Raw genomic sequence first — 19,598 nt, 5'->3', positions numbered from 1 at the left:
TTGCAGCCACCGCAAGCATGCTCACGTCACATGCAGTGGCGAAAGCTTCGCCGCTCTTTGGCCCCGGTTACAGCATCTAGGAGTAAATCCAGCTCTGGCTGAATCGTAGTCCTCGAGTTATGCATGGCAGTCGGCTTGCGCAGTGTCTGCGATGCCCTTAAACCTCCGCCACAGGAGCCGCGAACTGCGCCTCGTACAGCCGCGCGTAAGCCCCACCCGCAGCCAGCAGCGAAGCGTGCGTCCCCTGCTCCACGATCTGGCCGGCCTCCATTACCAGGATGAGGTCGGCGTCGCGGATCGTGGACAGGCGGTGCGCAATCACAAACGACGTCCGGTCGCTCCGCAAAGCGCTCATCGCCTTCTGCACCAGCACCTCGGTCCGCGTATCCACTGAAGAAGTCGCCTCGTCCAGAATCAGCACCGACGGCCTCGCCAAAAAAGCCCGGGCAATCGTCAGCAGCTGCTTCTCGCCAGCGGACACGTTCCCACCCTCGTCCTCCAGCACGGTGTCATAGCCCTCCGGCAGCGAGTGCACGAACCGGTCCACGTACGTCGCCTTCGCGGCCTCGAGGATCTCCACCTCGGTAGCGTCAGGCCGGCCGTACGCAATGTTGTCCCGAATCGTCCCGCCGAACAGCCACGTATCCTGCAGCACCATCCCCATCCGCGAGCGCAGCTCGCGCCGCGAAACCGAGGTGACGTCCACGCCGTCGAGCGTTATCCGCCCCGCATTAATCTCGTAGAACCGCATCATCAGGTTCACCAGCGTCGTCTTCCCGGCCCCGGTGGGACCCACGATCGCCACCGTCTGCCCCGGCTCCGCCACCAACGAAAGATCCGAAATCAGCGGCTTGTCCGGCGAGTAGGAGAACGAGACGTTCTCGAACACGAGCCGCCCCCGCCCGCCGGCCGGAACGGAACCGGCAGCCTCCGGCGACTCCTCGTCTTCATCCAAGAGCGAGAACACCCGCTCGGCCGACGCCACCCCGGACTGCAGCAGGTTGGCCATGGACCCCAGCTGCGCCAGGGGCTGGGTGAACTGCCGCGAGTACTGGATGAACGCCTGCACATCGCCCAGCTGCATCGCCCCGGACGCCACCTGCAGGCCGCCCACCACGGCGATTCCCACGTACACCAGGTTCCCGATGAACGTCATGGCCGGCATGATCAGCCCGGAAATGAACTGCGCGCCGAAGCTCGCCTCATACAGCTCCGCGTTCTTCTGCCGGAACCGCTCCCCCACCTCCTGCTGCCGGCCGAACACCTTCACCAGCGCATGCCCGGTGTAGGTCTCCTCGATCTGCCCGTTCAGCTCACCCGTGTGCTTCCACTGCGCCACGAACAGCTTCTGCGAGCGCTTGGCGATCAGCGCCGTCGTCACCAGCGTCAGCGGAACGGTCACCAGCGCAATCAGCGCCAGCGTGGGCGAAAGCAGGAACATCATCAGCAGCACACCCAGCACGGTCAGCAGCGACATCACCGCCTGGCTGATGGACTGCTGCAGGCTCTGGGAAATATTGTCGACGTCGTTCGTCACCCGGCTGAGCAGCTCACCGCGCTGGATCGAATCGAAATACCGCAGCGGCAGCCGGTTGATCTTCGCCTCGATCCGCTCGCGCAGCCTGAACACGGTCCGCTGCACCACCCCGTTGAGGATGTACGCCTGGATCCACATGAACGCCGACGCCAGCACATACAGCACCAGCGCCCACAGCAGCACGTTGGCCAGCGCCATGAAGTCGATCCCCGTCCCCGGCGTAAGCGCCATGGGACTGAGCATGTCCGCCTTCTGGTTCTCCCCCGCGGCCCGCAGCTGCGCGATCAGCTGCGCCTTGGTCATCCCGGCCGGCAGCTCCTTGGACACCACGCCGGCGAAGATGATGTTGGTGCCCTCGCCCAGCAGCCGCGGCCCGATCACGGACATCGCCACCCCGGCCACGCTCAGCGCGATCACCAGCACCAGCCACAGCCGCTCCGGCCGCAGTGTGCCCAGCAGCCGTTTGGCGGACGGCCAGAAGTTCATCGCCTTCTCCGCCGGGATGTTCATCCCCGCGAACGGTCCGCCGTGTCCCGGACCGCCGCGCGGCCTGGGGATGCGTTCGACGGCGGCAGTCCCGCCGGGTGCCCCGGCTGCCGGCCTGCTGGGGGTGCTCATACCGCCTCCTCCGCTGCCAGCTGCGAGGACACAATCTCGCGGTACGTCTCCGACGTCTCCAGCAGCTCATGGTGCGTGCCGTGCCCTACGATCCTGCCGTCGTCGAGCACCAGGATCTGGTCCGCGTCCGCGATGCTGGACACCCGCTGGGCGATGATCACCAGAGTGGCGCCGGAGGTGTCGTGCTTGAGCGCCTGCCGCAGCCGGGCGTCGGTGGCGGTGTCCAGCGACGAGAACGAGTCGTCGAAGATGTAGAGCTCGGGCCGTTTCACCAGCGCCCGGGCGATCGCGATCCGCTGCCGCTGCCCGCCGGAGACGTTGGTGCCGCCCTGTGAAATGGGCGCATCCAGCCCGCCCTCCATCTCCCGAACAAATTCCTGCGCCTGGGCCGTGGCGAGCGCCCGCCACAGCTCATCCTCGGTGGCGTCCGGCTTGCCGTAGAGCAGGTTGCTGCGCACGGTGCCGGAGAACAGGTACGGCCGCTGCGGCACCAGGCCGATGTGCCCCCACAGCTGGTCCGGCTGCAGCTCGCGGACGTCCACGCCGTCGAACTTCACCGAACCGGACGTCGCGTCGAAAAGCCGCGGCAGCAGGTTCACCAGGGTGGTCTTGCCGGAGCCGGTGCTGCCGATGATCGCCGTTGTCTGCCCGGACCGGGCGGTGAAACTGATGCCGGACAGGACCGGCTGCTCGGCACCCGGGTAGGCGAATCCGACGTCGTGCATTTCCAGCTCGCCGCTGCCCAGCCCGCCCCGGCCGGTGCCGGCGGTGACCGGATGCTCCGGCGGCCGCACGCTGGACTCCGTGGTCAGCACCTCGCCGATCCGGTCCGCCGAGACCGCGGCACGCGGGATCATCACGGCCATGAACGTGGCCATCATGACGGACATCAGGATCTGCAGCAGGTAGCTGAGGAAGGCGATCAGCGTGCCCACCTGCATGGAGCCGTCCTCGATCCGGAACGAGCCGAACCAGATCACCGCCACGCTGGAGACGTTCAGCACCAGCATCACCACGGGGAAGGCGAGCGCCATGAGCCGGCCGGCCCGGAGCGCGGTGTCCGTGACGTCCTCGTTGGCCTGGGCGAACCGGGCGGTTTCGATGTCCTCGCGCACGAACGCCCGCACCACCCGGATGCCGGTGAGCTGCTCGCGGAGCACCCGGTTCACGGTGTCGATCCGCACCTGCATCTTGCGGAACAGCGGCACCATCCGGGTGATGATCAGGGCGACGGCGAGCATCAGCACCGGGACGCTGACGGCGATCAGCCAGGACAGCTGCGCATCCTGCCGGACGGCCATGATCACGCCGCCGATGGCCAGCATGGGCGCGGCCACCATCATCGTGGCGGACATCAGCACCAGTTGCTGGACCTGCTGGACGTCGTTGGTGGAGCGCGTGATCAGGCTGGGCGCCCCGAACCGGGTGACCTCCTGCTCGGAGAACTCCCCCACCCGGGTGAAGATGGCCCCGCGCAGGTCCCGGCCCAGCGCCATGGCCGCCTTCGCCCCGAAGTACACGGCCACCACCGCGCAGGCGATCTGCAGCAGGGTGATCCCCAGCATGAGGCTGCCCAGGCTGAGAATGACGCCGGTGTCCCCCTTGGCCACGCCCTCGTCGATGATGTCCGCGTTCAGCGTTGGCAGGTACAGGGACGCGATGGACTGCGCCAGCTGGAAGATCACGACGGCGATCAGCAGCCGCCGCTGCGGCCGCAGGTATTCAACAAGCAGTTTCCAGAGCATGGCGGCTCCTGGTCCAGGGCTCACGGAACGTGATGCGAAGGTCAGTTTACGTCCGCAGGCTGGGAGTTCAGCGGGCTGTTAGGGGAGAAATTCGGCCGGTTCACGGAGGGCGTACTGGCATACTCTGGGAAGCAGCCGCACCCCGACGCTGAAGGAAGCCCATGCCGGAGCCCACCCGCCCCTTACGCCAGCTTGGATTCCTCACCATCGGCCTGTTTGATCCGGCGGATCCCGCGCCGGGCCACCAATCCACGTTGCAGATCATCGAACTTGGCGAGCGGCTTGGATTCGACAGCGCCTGGCTGCGGCACCGCCATCTGCAGTTCGGAATTTCTTCCCCTGTGGCAGTCATGGCCGCCGCCAGCCAGCGCACGTCCCGGATCCACCTTGGCACCGCCGTCACCCCGCTCGGCTGGGAAAACCCGCTGCGTCTCGCCGAGGACCTGGCCACTGTGGATCTGCTCGCCGGGGGACGCATCCATCCCGGGCTGAGCGTGGGGGAACCCATGCACTACGACACCGTGAAACATGAGCTGAATCCGGATTCGGCCGAGCTGGAGGACTTCAGCTACGCCCGCGTGGAGCGGTTTGCCCGGCTGGTCGCCGGGGAAAAGGTGCGCGACTTTTCCGGCAGGCAAGGAGTGACCGAGGAGTTCTCCAACCGCGTCGAGCCGCACTCGCCCGGGCTGCGGGACCGGCTTTGGTATGGGGCGGGAAGCAAAAAGTCGGCCGTTTGGGCCGGAGCAAACGGCTTCAATCTGCTCTCCAGCAGTGTTGTCTTCCCCGAAACCGGCCAGGAACCGGACTTTGCCCTCGTTCAGCAATCGCAGATCCGCGCCTACCGTGAGGCCGCCGCTGCGTCAGAAGCGCACGGGCCGGCCAGGGTGTCGCAGGGCCTGGTGGTGATCCCCACCGATTCGGCGTCGCCGGGTCAGCGGGAGAAGTACCAACGCTACGTGGATGAACGCACTCCCCGCACCCGGGCGCCGCAGGGGCCGAAAGGCATGTTGTTCGCGCCGGACCTCATCGGCACCAGCGAGGAACTTGCCGAGCAGCTCTACGCCCACGCAGGATTCCAGGAAGTCGACGAGGTGGCATTCGCCCTGCCCTTCAGCTTTGACCACGAGGACTACGTCCAGATCCTCACCGACATCGCAGGCAAACTGGGCCCCGCCCTGGGATGGACTCCGGCTGAGGCCGGGGAGGCCCCGAAAGTCAGTGCGACGTAATTGGGGTCGGGCAGGCAGCGGGTGGAGGCTGACTGGAATTCCCCGGGCCGGAAGTTTGGAAGACTTGCGGGATGATCACTGAACACGCCCTGCTGCCTGTGATTCCTGGCCAGGAAGACGCATTCGAAACGGCGTTCGCCCGCGCCCGCCCCATCATCGCCTCCATGCCTGGGTTCCTCACGTTGTCGCTTTCGCGGTCCATCGAGTCCCCCAACACGTACCTTCTGCTCGTGGAGTGGGACTCGCTGAAGGACCACACTGTTGGTTTCCGGGAATCCCCTGAGTACCAGGAGTGGCGCGCCCTCCTGCACCGGTTCTATGAGCCGTTTCCCGTCGTCGAGCACTACAACCTGGTCGCCTCGGTCCCTCGTCCGGGCAGCTCCCCCGACATGTGACAGTGCCTAGCGGCTGCTTCGGTTCCCGCCACCAGGGCAGGCCTGACTAATGGTGCAGGAGAAGACTCCTATCCCCCTCCTCTCATGGCCGTCCCCGTGATCAAATGGGAAGGTTGAACCGGCCGCCCGAGTCCGACCACGGCCTCGGCCATATGGAAGGAAGCACATGACCGATCACCAGGACCATCCCCCGGTCCCCACACCCGGAAGTGCCCAAGGCCTGGACCGCAAGGTTGAGGGTGGATGCCCGGTGGACCATGGCAGCGTGACCTCGCACGGCAGCGAGAGCGAAAACCCGGCCATTGATTCGCCCCAGCCCAAGGGTCACCGGCCGCGGACCGTCGCAGACTGGTGGCCCAACCAGCTGGACCTCTCCGTGCTCCACGCCCACAACCAGGCGGGCAACCCGCTCGGTCCCACGTTCAGCTACCGCGAGGAGTTCCAGAAGCTCGACGTCGAGGCCCTCAAGCAGGACATCACCCAGGTCCTGACCACTTCCCAGGACTGGTGGCCCGCGGACTTCGGCCATTATGGCGGTCTGATGATCCGGTTGAGCTGGCATGCGGCCGGCACCTACCGCGTCCACGACGGCCGCGGCGGCGCCGGGGACGGCAGCCAGCGGTTCGCCCCGCTGAACAGCTGGCCGGACAACGCCAACCTGGACAAGGCCCGTCGGCTGCTGTGGCCGGTCAAGCAGAAGTACGGCCAAAAGCTGTCCTGGGCCGACCTGCTGGTCCTCGCCGGCAACGTCGCGCTCGAATCCATGGGCTTCAAGACCTTTGGCTTCGCCTTCGGCCGCGAGGACGTGTGGGAGCCCGAGGAGATTTTCTGGGGGCCGGAGGACACCTGGCTCGGTGATGAGCGCTACATCGGCGAAGGACACATGGCGGAGGAGGTCGGCTCCACGGAAATGGGCCTGATCTACGTCAACCCCGAGGGGCCGATGGGCAACCCGGATCCCAAACTCGCGGCAGCGTTCATCCGCGAGACCTTCAAGCGCATGGCCATGAACGACGAAGAAACGTTCGCGCTAATCGCGGGCGGCCACACGTTCGGCAAGACCCACGGCGCCGGCGACGCCGACGCGCACGTCGGCCCCGAGCCGGAGGGCGCAAACCTGGAGGAACAGGGCCTCGGTTGGATCAGCACGTACGGCAGCGGCAAGGGCGGCGACACGATCACCTCCGGCCTTGAGGTCACGTGGACGGACCGGCCCACACAGTGGAGCAACCGCTTCCTGGAGATCCTGTTCGAATACGAGTGGGAGCTGGTCAAGAGCCCGGCAGGCGCGCACCAGTGGGTTGCCAAGGATGCCCCCGAGATCATCCCGGACGCGCACGACCCGGAGAAAAAGCACCGCCCCACCATGCTGACAACAGACCTGTCGCTGCGCTTCGACCCGATCTACGGCGAAATAGGGCGGCGCTTCCTGGAGAAACCGGACGAGTTCCAGCTCGCGTTCGCGAAGGCCTGGTACAAACTGCTGCACCGCGACATGGGTCCCGTCGGTCCGCACATGCTCGGACCGTGGGTCCCGGAGGCCCAGCTCTGGCAGGACCCTGTCCCGGCGGTAGACCACCAGCTGATCGACGAGCAGAACATCGCCTCGCTCAAGGCGCAGCTGCTGGACTCGGGCCTGACCGTCTCGCAGCTCGCCGGCACGGCGTGGGCATCGGCGTCCACCTTCCGCAAGACCGACAAGCGCGGCGGCGCCAACGGTGCGCGCATCCGGCTGGAGCCCCAGCGCAGCTGGGAAATCAACGAAAGCGAGCAGCTTTCGACGGCGGTGCAGGCACTTGAGAGGGTGCAGCAGCAGTTCAACTCCGCCCAGGCAAATGGAAAGAAGGTCTCGCTGGCGGACCTGATCGTCCTCGGCGGCTGCGCGGCAGTGGAGAAGGCCGCGAGCGACGCCGGTTTCGCCGTCACCGTGCCGTTCCGTCCGGGACGGGCCGACGCCGCCCAGGACCAGACCGACGTCGAATCCTTCCAGTACCTGAAGCCGCGGGCGGACGGGTTCCGCAACTATGTACGCCCCGGCGAGAAGCTCCAGCCGGAGACCCTCCTGCTGGACAAGGCGTACCTGCTGGACCTCTCCGGGCCGGAGATGACAGTCCTCGTCGGCGGCATGCGCGCCCTCGGCACCAACATCGGCGGTTCCAAGCACGGCGTCCTCACCGACCGGCCGCAGGTCCTGACGACCGACTTCTTCGTTAACCTGCTCTCGCCGGGCACCAAGTGGAAGGCATCGGAAGGCGAGGAGAACGTCTACGAGATCAGCGATGTCACCACCGGCGAGCTGAAGTGGACCGCCACGCCCGTGGACCTGGTCTTCGGCTCCAACTCCCAGCTCCGGGCACTGGCCGAGGTCTACGCCAGCGATGACGGCCGGGAGAAGTTCGTCAACGACTTCGTGGCCGCCTGGGTGAAGGTCATGGAGCTGGACCGCTTCGACCTGTCCTGAGCTCGGGTTACTGATTGATGGCTCCGGGCCGGCTGCAGACGCGGCCGGCCCGGAGCAGTCCGGAACGCGGGCCCGCCGCGCCAATAACGCGACACTTCATGAGTCGCCGATTCCTTATGAAGCTGATCCCCGTCCCCTGATGCCTGCCTGGATATCCTTTCGTGCGGCTTCAACGAATCCTTCAACATCAGCCCGGCACCGCTCACCCTGCTCCTTGGTTCGCTCGCCAGCTTTCCACGTCGCTAGTTCATATGCCCAGATCAGCGGCCACCGGTTTTCGACTGGAATGGGCTGAATATCCAGTTCCTCTAGGGCTGCCGTCCACAAGTCGCGGATGTCGGCACGATCCTCTTGGTCGGCGCCAGCAAGCATACGAAGGCTCTCCGAATCCATGCCGTATGCCAGCCATTGAGCAGCAACGTCAGGGAAGTCGTCGACTTCTAATAGCCCGGAGGCCAATAGGGCCATGGCTTGTGCAGGCGTGGGCTGAAGCTTCATGGACTTAGCCTGCCAGGTTGTTTCGCCATACGACCCCATCACACATTTAGGGGGCCAGGGAGGGTGCGATTCAGATCGGAAAGGATGGGCGGGTCCTCATCCCAAAGATCAAAGAGCCCGTCCAAGCCGTGTTCCTTCACGCGCTGTGCCTCTTCGGCGAAGACTGGTGTGGCGTCCATGAAGACTTACGTGGTGCCCGTTGTCGAGGTGCAGCTTCGGCATGAAGTCGTCAATTCTTTCGAGCATCAGCCAAGACCTGAAGGGCAAACCCTCAACGATATGGCCATTGCTTGGAGTCACCAGATGGCCATGCTCCAAGAAAAGCCCGTCTGTGATCAAATCATTGGCCATCATGCCGAAAGCAGCCCTGAAGGTCTCACTCCCAGCAGAGACACGCGTATAGAGTTCAAACCCGTGCTCGTGGTTCAAGGGAGCTGGCACCAGCGCGTGAAGTCCAAGCGTCGCATACAGGTGAACTCGGTGTCGGGATGTTCCTTTCGGCCACTCGAGCACGCCAATCGTGCCGGGCCTGTTGTCGAACTTCCAATATTCTGGCTCTCCGCCAAAATGCGTCTCGTAGTGAGCATCCACCGCTTTTACGCTGCCCAAGTCTTTACCCCCTGCTGTACTAGGCCCCCTATAGCCTAGGGCTTTCCCATTGCAGAGCGCGTTGGAGTCGGGTTCCTGCTCGTGGGTTAGATGACTTGGATCATGGGCTGTTGATACGGAGTCCCGTCGCGGAGCATGGCCCAGAGGACGTCGAGGCGGCGTCTGGCGAGGGACAAGACGGCTTGTTTGTGGTTTTTTCCTTCGCTGCGTTTGCGTTGGTAGTAGGTCCGGCCTTGGGGGCAGTATCGTGCTGCGGCGCAGAGTCTGTTGCCGCCGCCCGCCGTCGCACTGGACGTACCGGAGTAGCGCCTTACCTACCGAGCAGCACGACGATCTACCGTTGGAACGTCGCACGCTTTCCTTCATGAGCCGCGGACGTCAAAACGGCGACGATATTCCGTTGGTGTCGTGGAAAAGGCGGCCGCGAAGTTCTGGCGGAGGGTGACGGCGTTGCCGAATCCGCAGTCGGCCGAGATCTGGTCTATCGACAGGTCTGTGGTCTCGAGCAGGCGCCGTGCTGCGTCGAGCCGGCGGGCACGAATCCACGCTGCCGGTGTAGTGCCCGTTGCTGCCCGGAAGGCCCGGACGAAAGTGCGGCGGCTCAGGTGTGTCCGTGCGGCGAGATAGTCAATAGTGAGGGGTTGGGCCAGGTGCCCCAGGGCCCACTCGAGCAACCTTGAGATCGGGTCATCGGTGGAGCGCGGTGGCATGGGGTGCTCAATGTATTGCGCCTGTCCGCCCTCACGGTGCGGGGCAATGACGAGGCTGCGTGCCACGTGGTTTGCTGCTTCTGCTCCCAGCCGGGCACGCACCAGATGCAGGCAGGCGTCGAGCGCGGAGGCGGTGCCGGCCGAGGTCAGGACGTCACCGTGATCGACATAGAGAACGGACTGGTCAAGGGTGACGTCGGGGTGCCGCTCAGCCAGGGAATCGAACGCCTGCCAGTGCGTGACGGCCCGGCGTCCGGACAGCAATCCTGCGTCCGCTACCGGGATGGCACCAAGACACAGCCCCAGGATGGCCACACCCGTCCCGTGCGCTCCCTGCAGCACCCGCCGCAATGAATCGCTGGGGGCTCGCCCGTCGTCGAACCATGAGGGCACCACCACAACGTCTGCCTCTTCGGCGGCTTCGGGTCCTTTCACCTCCCCCAGCCGATACCCCTCAGCGGTTGTTATCCCGCCGGCCCGGTCAGAAAAGAGAATCGTCTCCCACCCGGCAATGCCCTGGCGGGCAACCTCGTCAAAAACCATCTGTGGGACAGCTAGGTGAAACATGGTCGCCCGATCGAAGGCGTAGACGGCGATCCTCATGCTGCACCTCTTCCTGATTGGCCCGATTCCATCGTATATGTGCCTTCGTGCCACTGTTGGCACTCGTCGGCAGCAGGAAGACTGAAACGGTTGCCAGAAGGCAGCCCAGAAAACCCCCAGGGAGAACCAAGAACATGACCAGCCCCCGCCGCGCCCTTATCCTCATCGACGTGCAGCAGCAGTACTTCGGCGGCCCGCTCGAGATCCAGTACCCGCCGCACCAGAAGTCGCTGCCCATGATTTCGAAGGCAGTCGACGCCGCCACCGCAGCGGGCATTCCGATCGTCGCGATCCAGCACTCCGCTGGCGAAGGTGCACCCGTCTTTGCGCCCGGCACGCCCGAATTCGAGCTGCACCCTGAGATTGAACGCCGCAAGACCGGCAGCTGGCATTCCATCGTCAAGGACTACGGGTCCGTGTACGCCGGCACGGACCTCGCCGCCTGGTTGCGCCAGCACGACGTCGACACGGTCACCCTGGTGGGCTACATGACCAACAACTGCGTGCTCGCCTCAGCCGTGGAGGCAGAGTTCCTTGGCTTCACCACCGAGGTACTCTCAGATGCCACCGGCGCCATCAACCTCGCCAACGACGCAGGTTTCGCTGACGCAAAGACGGTCCACACGACACTCCTGGCGTTGCTGAACTCGAACTGGGCAGCGGTGGCGGATACTGCTGCATGGACCAGGGCGCTGGACAGCCGACAGGCCCTGACAAGGAGTGACCTCGGCAGCTCCGCGGTGGCCGGTTCCAAGCTGCTCCCCCAGGCATAACCAGCCCAACAACTCTCAAGGAATCATTGAATGAAGTGGATTCTTCTGGCCAGCGCGATCCTCAGTGAGGTGACGGCGTCCCTTGCCTTGAAGGCTGCCCTGGATCATCCTGCCTTCTTCATTGTTGTTGTCCTCGGCTACACCGCTTCTTTCGGTTTTCTCGCAGGGGTACTCCGCAAAGGCCTTGGTCTGGGGGTCGCCTACGGCATCTGGGCTGCACTGGGCGTAACCCTCACGGTGCTGCTCGCGGCCCTCATCTTCGGCGAAGCACTGACCCCTGTCATGCTGGTCGGGGTGGCCATGGTGATCGGCGGGGTCCTCTGCGTTGAACTGGGATCGCACAAAACGCCGGCCGGAGAGCCGGCAAAGGAGATGGCCAGCTCATGATGTGGCTTCTGCTGGCAGGGGCCATCCTCACCGAGGTGACCGCCACCTTGTTCCTGCGTGTCGCGTCCACCGGCAAGCGCCTCTGGTTCATACCGGTCGGCGTCGGGTACGTCCTGGCGTTCACGCTCCTCACGCTAACCCTGGACCAGGGAATGAGCCTGGGGGTTGCCTACGGCATCTGGGCCGCCGCCGGCGTCGCACTGACCGCCCTGGGAAGCCGCGTCTTCTTCAAGGAGCCCATCACCCCTGTCATGATGCTGGGGCTCGGCCTCATCATCGGCGGCGTCCTACTCATCGAGCTTGGCGCCGTCCACTAGGCAGGAAGTGCAGCGGAGGTTCCAGCTAGGCTGAAGTTTCGGTGCACCTTTGTGCCGCGAAATACACGGTGTAGTGGGGGGAATTCCATGGGGGAACAGCGTTTCATTTTTGGCGGAGCGGCCACGACGCCGTCGGCAGTGAGAGCGTCGGCGGCGTTCTGGATCGCCAGCACTTTCACTTCCTGGGCGGTGCCCGGAATCATCACACTGGTTCGGATCGGCATGCACCAGGCCGAGTGGGGCTGGCTCGAACTGGTGGGCGTAGTGTTCGGCGCTCCCTTCGCCGCTCTTCAGGTCTGGGCGGCATTGCGGCTGCTCAGGGGCACCCACTGGGCAAGGGTCGTCCTAACGCTCGTCGCGGTGTTTTACGTCTCCAGCGCCGTCAACAACCACTGGTCCGTGCTTCCCATGGTGAGCCTCATCCTCGCCGTGGCCGGAAGCGTGCTGATGTGGCAGCCCGCAACCAACGCGTTCTTCCAACCGCAGAAGGAGTTGTCGGCTTCCGATCAACAAGCCGGCAGATAAAGCACAGGGCTCAGCTAACGGCGGGGACGCTTCTTCCACCTGCGGGTGCGCCGTGCCATGGTTGCTGCATGCAGACCGTGTACGAGGCCGCCGGCGGCGACGACTTTTTCCTCTCGCTGGCCAACGCCTGGCTGCCTACTGGGCGGAGGCTTTGGGCGGCCCGCCTCGGTTTTCCGGCTCGTATGGCGACGAGACGTCAGTAGTGCGGATCCACAGCGGCAACGGACCGCACTAGGAGATGGACCGCAGAGCGATCACCTGCTTCGACCAGGCGCTGACCGACGTCGGGCTTGCGTCCGACACCCGGCTTTACCGGGTTTTGCACGACTATTTCGCGTGGGCCACCACATCGATGTCCCGGTACGAGCATTCCGCGGATGAGGTGCCGGACGGGCTGCGCATCCCGACGTGGTCCTGGCACGGGCCGGACTAGCCCTCCCGCCAGTCGTGCCCGGTGATGTGTGATCCGGCCTGCGGGCCCATCTGCAGCATTCCTCCGTCCACCGGCCACGAAGCACCTGTGACATAGCTGGACGCCGGAGATGCCAGAAAGGCGATGACGGCTGCGATCTCCCGGGCGTCGCCCGGCCGGCCCAAGGGAACCCCCGGCCGGTCCGTCGTCGTCGGATCCTGATCCTCCTGGCCGGTCATTGGCGTGGCGATTTCTCCGGGCGCAACATTGTTGGCCGTAATGCCGAACTCGGCGAGTTCCAGGGCCATGGTCTTGATCAGTCCCCCCGAGCCCATGCTTCGAGGCGTCGTATGCGGCGGCGCCAACCCGCGGCTGGAATTCGTGAACGCTGGTGACAGCAACAATGCGCCCACCCTTGCCTGCTTTGACCATGCGGCGCGCCGCGGCCTGCAGGCACACGAAGGCACCGTTGAGGTTCGTATCCAGCGTGTTGGTCCAGGTGGCAATGTCCAGGTCCAGGAACTTGGTCGCGTCGCCGGTGCCGGCATTGTTGACGAAGACGTCCAGGCCGCCGAGCTCCTCTGCGAGCGAATCGATGACTGCCGCTGCACCGTGCAGATCCGTGGTGTCCAGCTGCCGCACAATGCCCCGCCGGCCGAGCTTGCGCACCTCTTCGGCGGTCTCCTCGGCGCCCTGCTTGTCCGAGTGCCAGGTTATTCCGACATCAATGCCGGCCTGGGCCAACGCGACTGCCGTGGCGCGGCCGATGCCCGAATCGGAGCCGGTGACGATTGCGGTTGAGGGTGAGAACCCGGTTGTGCCTTTCATGATGCCTCCTTTGATGACGATCTTTGGTCAAACCAGGACGGTTTCCACGGTAGGCATTGCCGGCTGCCGGGTGCAACGGTCTTCCGGGCAAGGCCACTTTCCGGAATTGGCTATGGTGCCGGGGCGCGCTGGCCACCTACGGTGGGTTGCTATGACCAGCATGCCCACCACTGCAAACGAATATCCCTTCTCCCAGGTCGACGTCTTTGCCCCCGGGCCGAAGGCAGGCAACCCGGTCGCCGTCGTGCACGACGCCCACGGCCTGTCCACGGAACAGATGCAAAACTTCGCGAACTGGACCAACCTCTCCGAGACCACGTTCCTCCTGGAGCCGTCGCACCCGGAAGCGGACTACAAGCTGCGTATTTTCACGCCCGCGACCGAACTGCCGTTTGCCGGGCACCCCACCCTCGGCTCGGCGCACGCGTGGCTGGAAAAAGGCGGGCAGCCCCGCCGTGACGGGGAGCTGGTGCAGGAATGCGAGGCAGGGCTGGTCAGGATCCGCCGCTCGGGCACCGATCTCGCTTTCGCAGCACCGCCGCTGCTCCGCTCCGGTCCGGTTGAACCCGAAGTACTGGGACAGGCCCTCATCAGCCTGGGCCTCGACGCCGGCCAGGTCCTCGGAAGCAACTGGGTGGACAACGGCCCGGGCTGGCTGGGAATCCGGCTGGACTCCGCCGAAGAAGTTCTGCAGCTGCAGCCCGACTTCGGACTGATGGATGAGCTATGCATCGGCGTCATCGGACGCTACCCGGAGGGCGGACCCGCGGACTTCGAAGTGCGGGCCTTCGTTCCCGGTTTGAGCGTTCCCGAGGACCCGGTAACCGGCAGCCTCAACGCCGGGCTGGCGCAATGGCTCCTGCACGAAGGCGTGGTGGACGGGAACTACACCGTCCAGCAAGGCACTGCACTGGGACGCGGCGGCCTGCTGACCGTCACGGTCGAGGATGACGCCATCTGGATCGGCGGGGTGAGCCGGTCCGTGGTGAGCGGCAGCGTATCGCTGTAGGTCCGCTTTAGTGGACGGAACTGCCGATCTTCGTGTGTTCCAGGTCAAGATGCGGGTGGGCTGCCCGCGCGCGCACCCTCTGGGTGCCGGTATGGACCGGCACGGGCTGCGAGGGCCTGATCCGATGGGAGGGTTCGCCCCGGCGGCTCTCTGTCAGGTCGCGGATCAGCCCGGTCCCGGCGATCTCACGTACGCGATAGATCCCTGCCGCGGCCGCCCGTTTGCTGGGGAACTTTACCGATATCGCCACAAGTTCCCCCGACTTGCCGATGAGCTGGAACCTGTACCCGCCGTCGGGTGCGCTTATCAATTCGAAGTGTCCGGACATCGTTGTCAGCCTCCACTCTCTAGGTCATGAGTTCACGGTTTCCAGCCTAGTTGCGGGTTGGTGCGGCCATCAGAGCATTAAGGCCCCTCCCTATCGCGGTCAGGGCTGCTAGTCGTCGCCGGTCGGATCCGTCGGTTCGTCAGAGCCGCGCATGCCGCGAGCGCCGTGATCGCCGTCGTCGTCCTGTCCTGATTTCTGGGCTGTTTCCTGGGCTGGGTGCTGCGCCGGTTCCGGGGCGGAACCGGCCAGGTCCGGGTCGTCGGAGTACGGCGCATATTGGCGCGGAACGGCCTCGATGAGTTCGTTGGCGGCCATGGCGAGAAGGTCCCGCTGGATCGGCGGAAGCGACAGCAAACCTTGCAGATACGCTTCGACTTCGTATTCGCCCACGCCGCCGCCGATGCTGAAGTAGTTCAGCCAGAGTTCCCCCGCCGTGAGGTCCGCGGCCATCAGCGCTGCCCGGAGCTGCCGGCGTTGCTCAGGTTCGTTGAGATCGAAGCCCATGATGACGAACCCCTAATCCCTGCCGCCCGGCATGGCTGCAATGATTTCCAAGCTGGCCTCGGCAAGGGTCATCCGGCCCCGCTTGGCCAGGCGAATCAGTTCCTCCAAGGCCCGCTCGCATCCGAAGCCCTGCCGCTGCATCAGGATGCCGCAGGCACGGTTCACCATGTCCCTCAGGAGCAGGCGGCGGATCCTGCCGATTGCGCCCGAGAGCTCATCCAGTGGAAGTTTCTCAGCCATGGAACGTCCTGGGGCCAGTCACCGGACAATCCGAGTCGGGCGGCCATCCGGAGAAATCGTGTGCGGGTAAAATTTCGTTCCCGCATTCAGCTTAAACCCGTCGGCGTGCGCGGCGCAGGGCTCGGCAGCTAGCCGCGGGTGATGGGAAGCTTCATCCCCTTGGACTCGCTCAGCTCCCGCTCCGGAACGGGTGTGCGGACTTCGAGGACGCCGTCCTTGTAAGTGGCATTGATGTCTTCCTCCTAAAAGATAGGAGCCGGGATGCTGTCATAGGACAGCACCCCGGCTCTTTAGTCAGCCGCGCTCATCGCGAGACAGACTTGTCTACTTAGAGGAGGCTGTCGCTGCCGTCGTTGACAACAGAACCCTCAGACACGGTCTTGGCCGCGGCATCCAGGCTGGCGTCGGCGTTCAGGTTCAGACCGGCGTCCAGGTCGGAGACGAGGCTGCCCTCAGTGGAGCCTTCGTTCCAGGTGCTGTGGCCGTCGTTGACAACCGAACCCTCAGACACGGCGGTGGCCGCGGCCTCCAGGTTGGCGTCAGCATCCAGGTTCAGACCGGCGTCCAGGTCGGAGACAATGTTGCCCTCAGTGGAGCCTTCGTTCCAGGTGGAGGTGCCGCCGTCGTTGGCAACCGAACCCTCGGTCACGGTGTTGGCCGCAGCATCCAGGTTCGCATCAGCGTTCAGGTTCAGACCGGCGTTCAGGTCGGAGACGATGCTGCCCTCAGTGGAGGACCCGCCGTCGTTGACAACCGAACCCTCAGACACGGTGTTGGCCGCAGCATCCAGGTTCGCATCAGCGTTCAGGTTCAGACCGGCGTTCAGGTCCGACACAACACTGCCCTCAGTGGAGCCTTCGCTCCAGGTGCCATGGCCGTCGTTCACAACCGAACCCTCAGACACCGCCCTGGCCGCAGCATCCAGGCTGGCGTCAGCATCCAGGTTCAGACCGGCGTTCAGGTCCGACACAACACTGCCCTCAGTCGAGCCTTCGCTCCAGGTGGAGGTGCCGCCGTCGTTCACAACCGAACCCTCAGACACCGCGGTGGCCGCGGCATCCAGGCTGGCGTCAGCATCCAGGTTCAGACCGGCGTTCAGGTCCGACACAACACTGCCCTCAGTCGAGCCTTCGCTCCAGGTGGAGGTGCCGCCGTCGTTCATAACAGAGTTGTTCACGACCGAGCCCTCGGTCACGGTGTAGGTGGCCGTGTGCAGGTTGGCGTCGGCGTCCAGGTTGAGGCCAAGGCCCGCGCTCAGGTCCGAAACCACACTGCCGTCAGTGGTGCCGTGCCCTGAAGTGGAGGACCCGCCGTCGTTCACTACCGAACCTTCAGACACCGCAGAAGCGGCGGCATCCAGGCTGGCGCCCAGGTTCAGGCCGATGCTGGTTCCCGAGCCGAGGCCAAGGTCGGATGTCGTGGTGGTGGAATCGGAGGCGGAGGCTGCGCCGGCGCCGAGGATGAGTACTCCGCCGGCGAAAACGGCGCTGCACAGGGTGGTGCGTACGAAAGATTTCATGACAATTGGTTCCTTACTAGTGAAATGAGAGCCAGGCACGGGAGGTGCGTGGCGAAGTGCCGTCCGCGCAGAGGGCGCGGTGCCGGCCTCACTAGTCGGGGGAAAAGCCGTGGTCCAGGCTGACCGAACCGGGCAGCTCGTCGGAGGAGTCGCGGACATCCTTGAGCGAGATCTGCGTCAAGGAAAACTGGAAGGCAGGGACGTCGGCTGCAGCGGCGGATCCGCCGTCGCCGCCCGTCCTCAGCATGGAGCCGGAACCCGCCGGGGCCGTTGCCGGCGGAGCGGGAGCTGGCGTTGCGGGACGCTCGGGAGCGGGAGTCCGCGCCGTCATGACAACGGTGCTGCCGCCGTCGGAAATTGCCGACTGGGCAGGCGCGACGTCCGGCATGGCGGTCGTCAGGGAAGTCTGGGCCAGGCCCTCAGGGGCCGGGTCAGCGGCAGAACCGGCGGCGTCGGCAGGTGCAGGGCTCTGCTGTGTCGCGACCGCGGCGGGCAGCTGGGCAGGATCGCCGACGACGTCGGGGACGGCGGCGGCAACATCACCGGCGGCAGACCCGACCGGGGCCAGCACAGGTGCCGTGACCTCAGCCGCCAGGCCGGTGACCGGCGCCGTGATGGCGGCGACCGTTTGCGTGACGGGGGCGACGACGTCGGACGCGAGCGCCGTAACCGGCGCAGCCGCTTGGGTGACCTGTTCGACGACGGCGGTGACCGGCGCCGCAACGGGAGCCACGGCGTCGTCAACGGGAGCCAAAACAGGTTCGGCGATGGCCTGGATCTGGGGCGCCAGCGGGGCTGCCACGGTGGCGACAGGTTCAGTCACCGCGGCCAGGGGGGCTTGCCCGCCTGTCACGGAGTCAGTCGCGGCATCAGACGTGACTGTGTCCGTGACAGGCGGCAGCAGGGACGAAGCCTGCGCCGAGACGGCCCCGAAAATGACCCAGGCAGCCGCAAGCAGCGCACCCAAAATGAGGCTACGCAGGGCGGAGGGAAGCCAGGACGCACTGGCGCGCATTTGCTTCACCTCCCGATCGGGGCCGGACATCATCGATTACCGCAGGACTTACAAGCCATTCGTGGCCGGCCGGGGAGGTGGATGGGTGCAGGTTCACAAAAGTTTGAATTGTGGTGGTTACTGCTTTCTCCTGAGCGTCGCAACATCTGACCGGAAGGGGTGTTTTGCGGGACGTTCGCGACGCGGTACGCGGAAGGTTGGGCCGTCGGGGCTTACGGACAAGCGCGAGCGATATGTTCAGCTGTTGCTAGAGGAACATTCGAACTCGGCCCCCCTGCACAATCCTCGAGATTCACCGGAATACAGGTGAACCGGCGGTAAAAAGATGGAAGAGATCAACGGTCGTCCCCGCGCCGTTCTCGAATGGGCCAGCGTTCGTCTCAGCCGCGCGGGCCGCTTAGTTCACCAGCATCAAACCCGCGGATAGCGTCGGCGAGTAAACGCGCAGGGCTCTCTGAAATCTTCTTCAGCGAGCGCTGACTCGGCCATGTTGTCAACCCGTCAGCTTCCCATCGAGGAACGACATGGAAGTGAAGATGGGATACGGATTGCTCGGATCCTGGACCACTGGCGCTGAGTATATTCACGCCTGGGGCGCCCAAGGCGTGGCGCATGGCCAGACTGACTTTCTGGATAAGCGCCATTGTGGCGATTAGCGAAGAAAAACCCGCTTCATGGACTCCCGATGCATGCGCCGTGGGGATCACCAGAGTGTGTCCGGGGGCTAATGAGCTCGTTGGCAGGGGTAGGAACGCAGCGGCATGCTCCTCTCTCGCGACCCAATCAGCAGATGTGGCCCCTAGCAGCAAGGAACAAAATACACAGCTCATGCAACCATCCTGCCCTGTGGAATGCTGCCACCGCTGCACTTTAGGAACCCCGAAAGGGACGATTCGCAGAGTGTAATGCAGCGAGAGGTTTTTGTGTTTGGGGGGACCCTTTCGACGAGCTGCCGCCTACGTCCGCTCCATTGCGGTTGTTCGAGGCGAGCACTTCTTGAACTCGGCGCTATGCCGCAGCACCGCTTGATGGATTATGCCTTCAAAGGGGTCAGCGGGGCGACCCGATAATCCAACGCGACCGCATTCGTCGCAAACGTTTGGCTGAGAGAATACGCCGCGTCCTGAGATCCAAATCGCAAAGCCTCGTTTTCTCGATAGCTCCACCGCTCTGGTCCTTGACTTCCGGTGGGCAAGCAGTAGTAGAGAATCTCGCCATCGTTCTTGCGAACGACGATGCCCCATTCTTGCTGTTTCAGCTTTCCCGCCTTCCCATGTTGCCATCCTCGTCTGATCGGATAGTTATGCCGAGGCATGCCCCATTTTTGCAGGCACCT

The 19,598-nt window shown here is 64.8% G+C and carries 21 protein-coding genes and 2 pseudogenes; 9 read left to right on the top strand and 14 right to left on the bottom strand.

Annotated features, from left to right (window positions below; translation table 11 throughout):
* Nucleotides 1-157: 157 nt before the first annotated feature.
* On the bottom strand, nt 158-2,155 hold the full coding sequence (locus tag RW112_RS14685; protein WP_317782484.1) for an ABC transporter ATP-binding protein: 1,998 nt from the start codon (nt 2,153-2,155) through the stop codon (nt 158-160).
* Nucleotides 2,152-3,900: an ABC transporter ATP-binding protein gene (locus tag RW112_RS14680; protein WP_317782483.1), complete on the bottom strand. Its 1,749-nt coding sequence runs from the start codon at nt 3,898-3,900 to the stop codon at nt 2,152-2,154. Before RW112_RS14680 ends, RW112_RS14685 begins: the two co-directional genes overlap by 4 nt.
* A gap of 161 nt (nt 3,901-4,061) precedes the next feature.
* Between RW112_RS14680 and RW112_RS14675 the strand changes: the two genes are divergently transcribed.
* From RW112_RS14675 to katG, 3 genes are all read left to right on the top strand, one after another.
* Complete coding sequence (locus tag RW112_RS14675; RefSeq protein ID WP_317782482.1) at nt 4,062-5,129, top strand: LLM class flavin-dependent oxidoreductase; 1,068 nt, start codon at nt 4,062-4,064, stop codon at nt 5,127-5,129.
* 71 nt (nt 5,130-5,200) lie between these two features.
* Nucleotides 5,201-5,524 (top strand): antibiotic biosynthesis monooxygenase, encoded by a 324-nt coding sequence (locus RW112_RS14670; protein WP_317782481.1) that lies wholly within the window; start codon nt 5,201-5,203, stop codon nt 5,522-5,524.
* Between the two features lie 166 nt (nt 5,525-5,690).
* On the top strand, nt 5,691-7,985 hold the full coding sequence (gene katG, locus RW112_RS14665; RefSeq protein ID WP_317782480.1) for a catalase/peroxidase HPI: 2,295 nt from the start codon (nt 5,691-5,693) through the stop codon (nt 7,983-7,985).
* 114 nt (nt 7,986-8,099) lie between these two features.
* Here katG and RW112_RS14660 read toward each other — a convergent pair whose 3' ends face one another.
* From RW112_RS14660 to RW112_RS14645, 5 genes and pseudogenes are all read right to left on the bottom strand, one after another.
* Complete coding sequence (locus tag RW112_RS14660; protein WP_317782479.1) at nt 8,100-8,483, bottom strand: hypothetical protein; 384 nt, start codon at nt 8,481-8,483, stop codon at nt 8,100-8,102.
* Nucleotides 8,484-8,521: 38 nt separating this feature from the next.
* Nucleotides 8,522-8,623, bottom strand: a complete 102-nt coding sequence (locus RW112_RS20890) for a hypothetical protein (protein ID WP_411709919.1) — start codon at nt 8,621-8,623, stop codon at nt 8,522-8,524.
* Nucleotides 8,592-9,092, bottom strand: coding sequence for a hypothetical protein (locus tag RW112_RS14655; protein WP_317782478.1), 501 nt, complete (start codon nt 9,090-9,092; stop codon nt 8,592-8,594). Before RW112_RS14655 ends, RW112_RS20890 begins: the two co-directional genes overlap by 32 nt.
* 86 nt (nt 9,093-9,178) lie before the next feature.
* Nucleotides 9,179-9,331: pseudogene (locus RW112_RS14650) on the bottom strand (IS110 family transposase); the annotation flags it as partial.
* A gap of 123 nt (nt 9,332-9,454) precedes the next feature.
* On the bottom strand, nt 9,455-10,405 hold the full coding sequence (locus RW112_RS14645) for a GlxA family transcriptional regulator (protein ID WP_317782477.1): 951 nt from the start codon (nt 10,403-10,405) through the stop codon (nt 9,455-9,457).
* A 134-nt stretch (nt 10,406-10,539) separates the two neighbouring features.
* Between RW112_RS14645 and RW112_RS14640 the strand changes: the two genes are divergently transcribed.
* The 5 genes from RW112_RS14640 (at nt 10,540) to RW112_RS14620 (ending at nt 12,840) form a co-directional block, all read left to right on the top strand.
* Nucleotides 10,540-11,178, top strand: a complete 639-nt coding sequence (locus RW112_RS14640) for an isochorismatase family protein (protein ID WP_317782476.1) — start codon at nt 10,540-10,542, stop codon at nt 11,176-11,178.
* Nucleotides 11,179-11,208: 30 nt separating this feature from the next.
* On the top strand, nt 11,209-11,565 hold the full coding sequence (locus tag RW112_RS14635) for a DMT family transporter (RefSeq protein WP_317782475.1): 357 nt from the start codon (nt 11,209-11,211) through the stop codon (nt 11,563-11,565).
* Nucleotides 11,562-11,882 (top strand): DMT family transporter, encoded by a 321-nt coding sequence (locus tag RW112_RS14630; protein WP_317782474.1) that lies wholly within the window; start codon nt 11,562-11,564, stop codon nt 11,880-11,882. Before RW112_RS14635 ends, RW112_RS14630 begins: the two co-directional genes overlap by 4 nt.
* A gap of 87 nt (nt 11,883-11,969) precedes the next feature.
* Complete coding sequence (locus RW112_RS14625) at nt 11,970-12,407, top strand: hypothetical protein (RefSeq protein ID WP_317782473.1); 438 nt, start codon at nt 11,970-11,972, stop codon at nt 12,405-12,407.
* 238 nt (nt 12,408-12,645) lie between these two features.
* Nucleotides 12,646-12,840: a hypothetical protein gene (locus tag RW112_RS14620; protein WP_317782472.1), complete on the top strand. Its 195-nt coding sequence runs from the start codon at nt 12,646-12,648 to the stop codon at nt 12,838-12,840.
* Here RW112_RS14620 and RW112_RS14615 read toward each other — a convergent pair.
* Nucleotides 12,837-13,647, bottom strand: a pseudogene (locus RW112_RS14615) (SDR family oxidoreductase). The gene RW112_RS14620 and the pseudogene RW112_RS14615 sit on opposite strands and share 4 nt — an antisense overlap.
* A 160-nt stretch (nt 13,648-13,807) precedes the next feature.
* Here RW112_RS14615 and RW112_RS14610 point away from each other — a divergent pair.
* On the top strand, nt 13,808-14,656 hold the full coding sequence (locus tag RW112_RS14610; protein ID WP_317782471.1) for a PhzF family phenazine biosynthesis protein: 849 nt from the start codon (nt 13,808-13,810) through the stop codon (nt 14,654-14,656).
* A 7-nt stretch (nt 14,657-14,663) separates the two neighbouring features.
* Here RW112_RS14610 and RW112_RS14605 read toward each other — a convergent pair whose 3' ends face one another.
* The 6 genes from RW112_RS14605 to RW112_RS20885 all read right to left on the bottom strand — a co-directional run bounded on the left by RW112_RS14605 (nt 14,664) and on the right by RW112_RS20885 (nt 19,092).
* Nucleotides 14,664-14,984 (bottom strand): YegP family protein, encoded by a 321-nt coding sequence (locus RW112_RS14605; RefSeq protein ID WP_317782470.1) that lies wholly within the window; start codon nt 14,982-14,984, stop codon nt 14,664-14,666.
* Between the two features lie 108 nt (nt 14,985-15,092).
* On the bottom strand, nt 15,093-15,488 hold the full coding sequence (locus tag RW112_RS14600; protein ID WP_317782469.1) for a hypothetical protein: 396 nt from the start codon (nt 15,486-15,488) through the stop codon (nt 15,093-15,095).
* A 12-nt stretch (nt 15,489-15,500) separates the two neighbouring features.
* Nucleotides 15,501-15,728, bottom strand: coding sequence for an ANTAR domain-containing protein (locus RW112_RS14595; protein WP_317782468.1), 228 nt, complete (start codon nt 15,726-15,728; stop codon nt 15,501-15,503).
* A 328-nt stretch (nt 15,729-16,056) separates the two neighbouring features.
* Nucleotides 16,057-17,247, bottom strand: a complete 1,191-nt coding sequence (locus RW112_RS14590; protein ID WP_317782467.1) for a hypothetical protein — start codon at nt 17,245-17,247, stop codon at nt 16,057-16,059.
* A gap of 91 nt (nt 17,248-17,338) precedes the next feature.
* On the bottom strand, nt 17,339-18,262 hold the full coding sequence (locus RW112_RS14585; protein ID WP_317782466.1) for a hypothetical protein: 924 nt from the start codon (nt 18,260-18,262) through the stop codon (nt 17,339-17,341).
* A 380-nt stretch (nt 18,263-18,642) separates the two neighbouring features.
* The gene (locus RW112_RS20885) at nt 18,643-19,092 is read right to left on the bottom strand and encodes an HIT family protein (protein WP_411709910.1); all 450 of its coding nucleotides are present in this window, start codon (nt 19,090-19,092) and stop codon (nt 18,643-18,645) included.
* Nucleotides 19,093-19,598 lie beyond the last annotated feature (506 nt).

Source organism: Arthrobacter sp. B10-11, assembly GCF_033142195.1.
Lineage (GTDB): Bacteria > Actinomycetota > Actinomycetes > Actinomycetales > Micrococcaceae > Arthrobacter > Arthrobacter oryzae_C.
The sequence above is the reverse complement of the archived record's forward strand: the minus strand, read 5'-3'. Positions and strand labels throughout refer to the sequence as shown.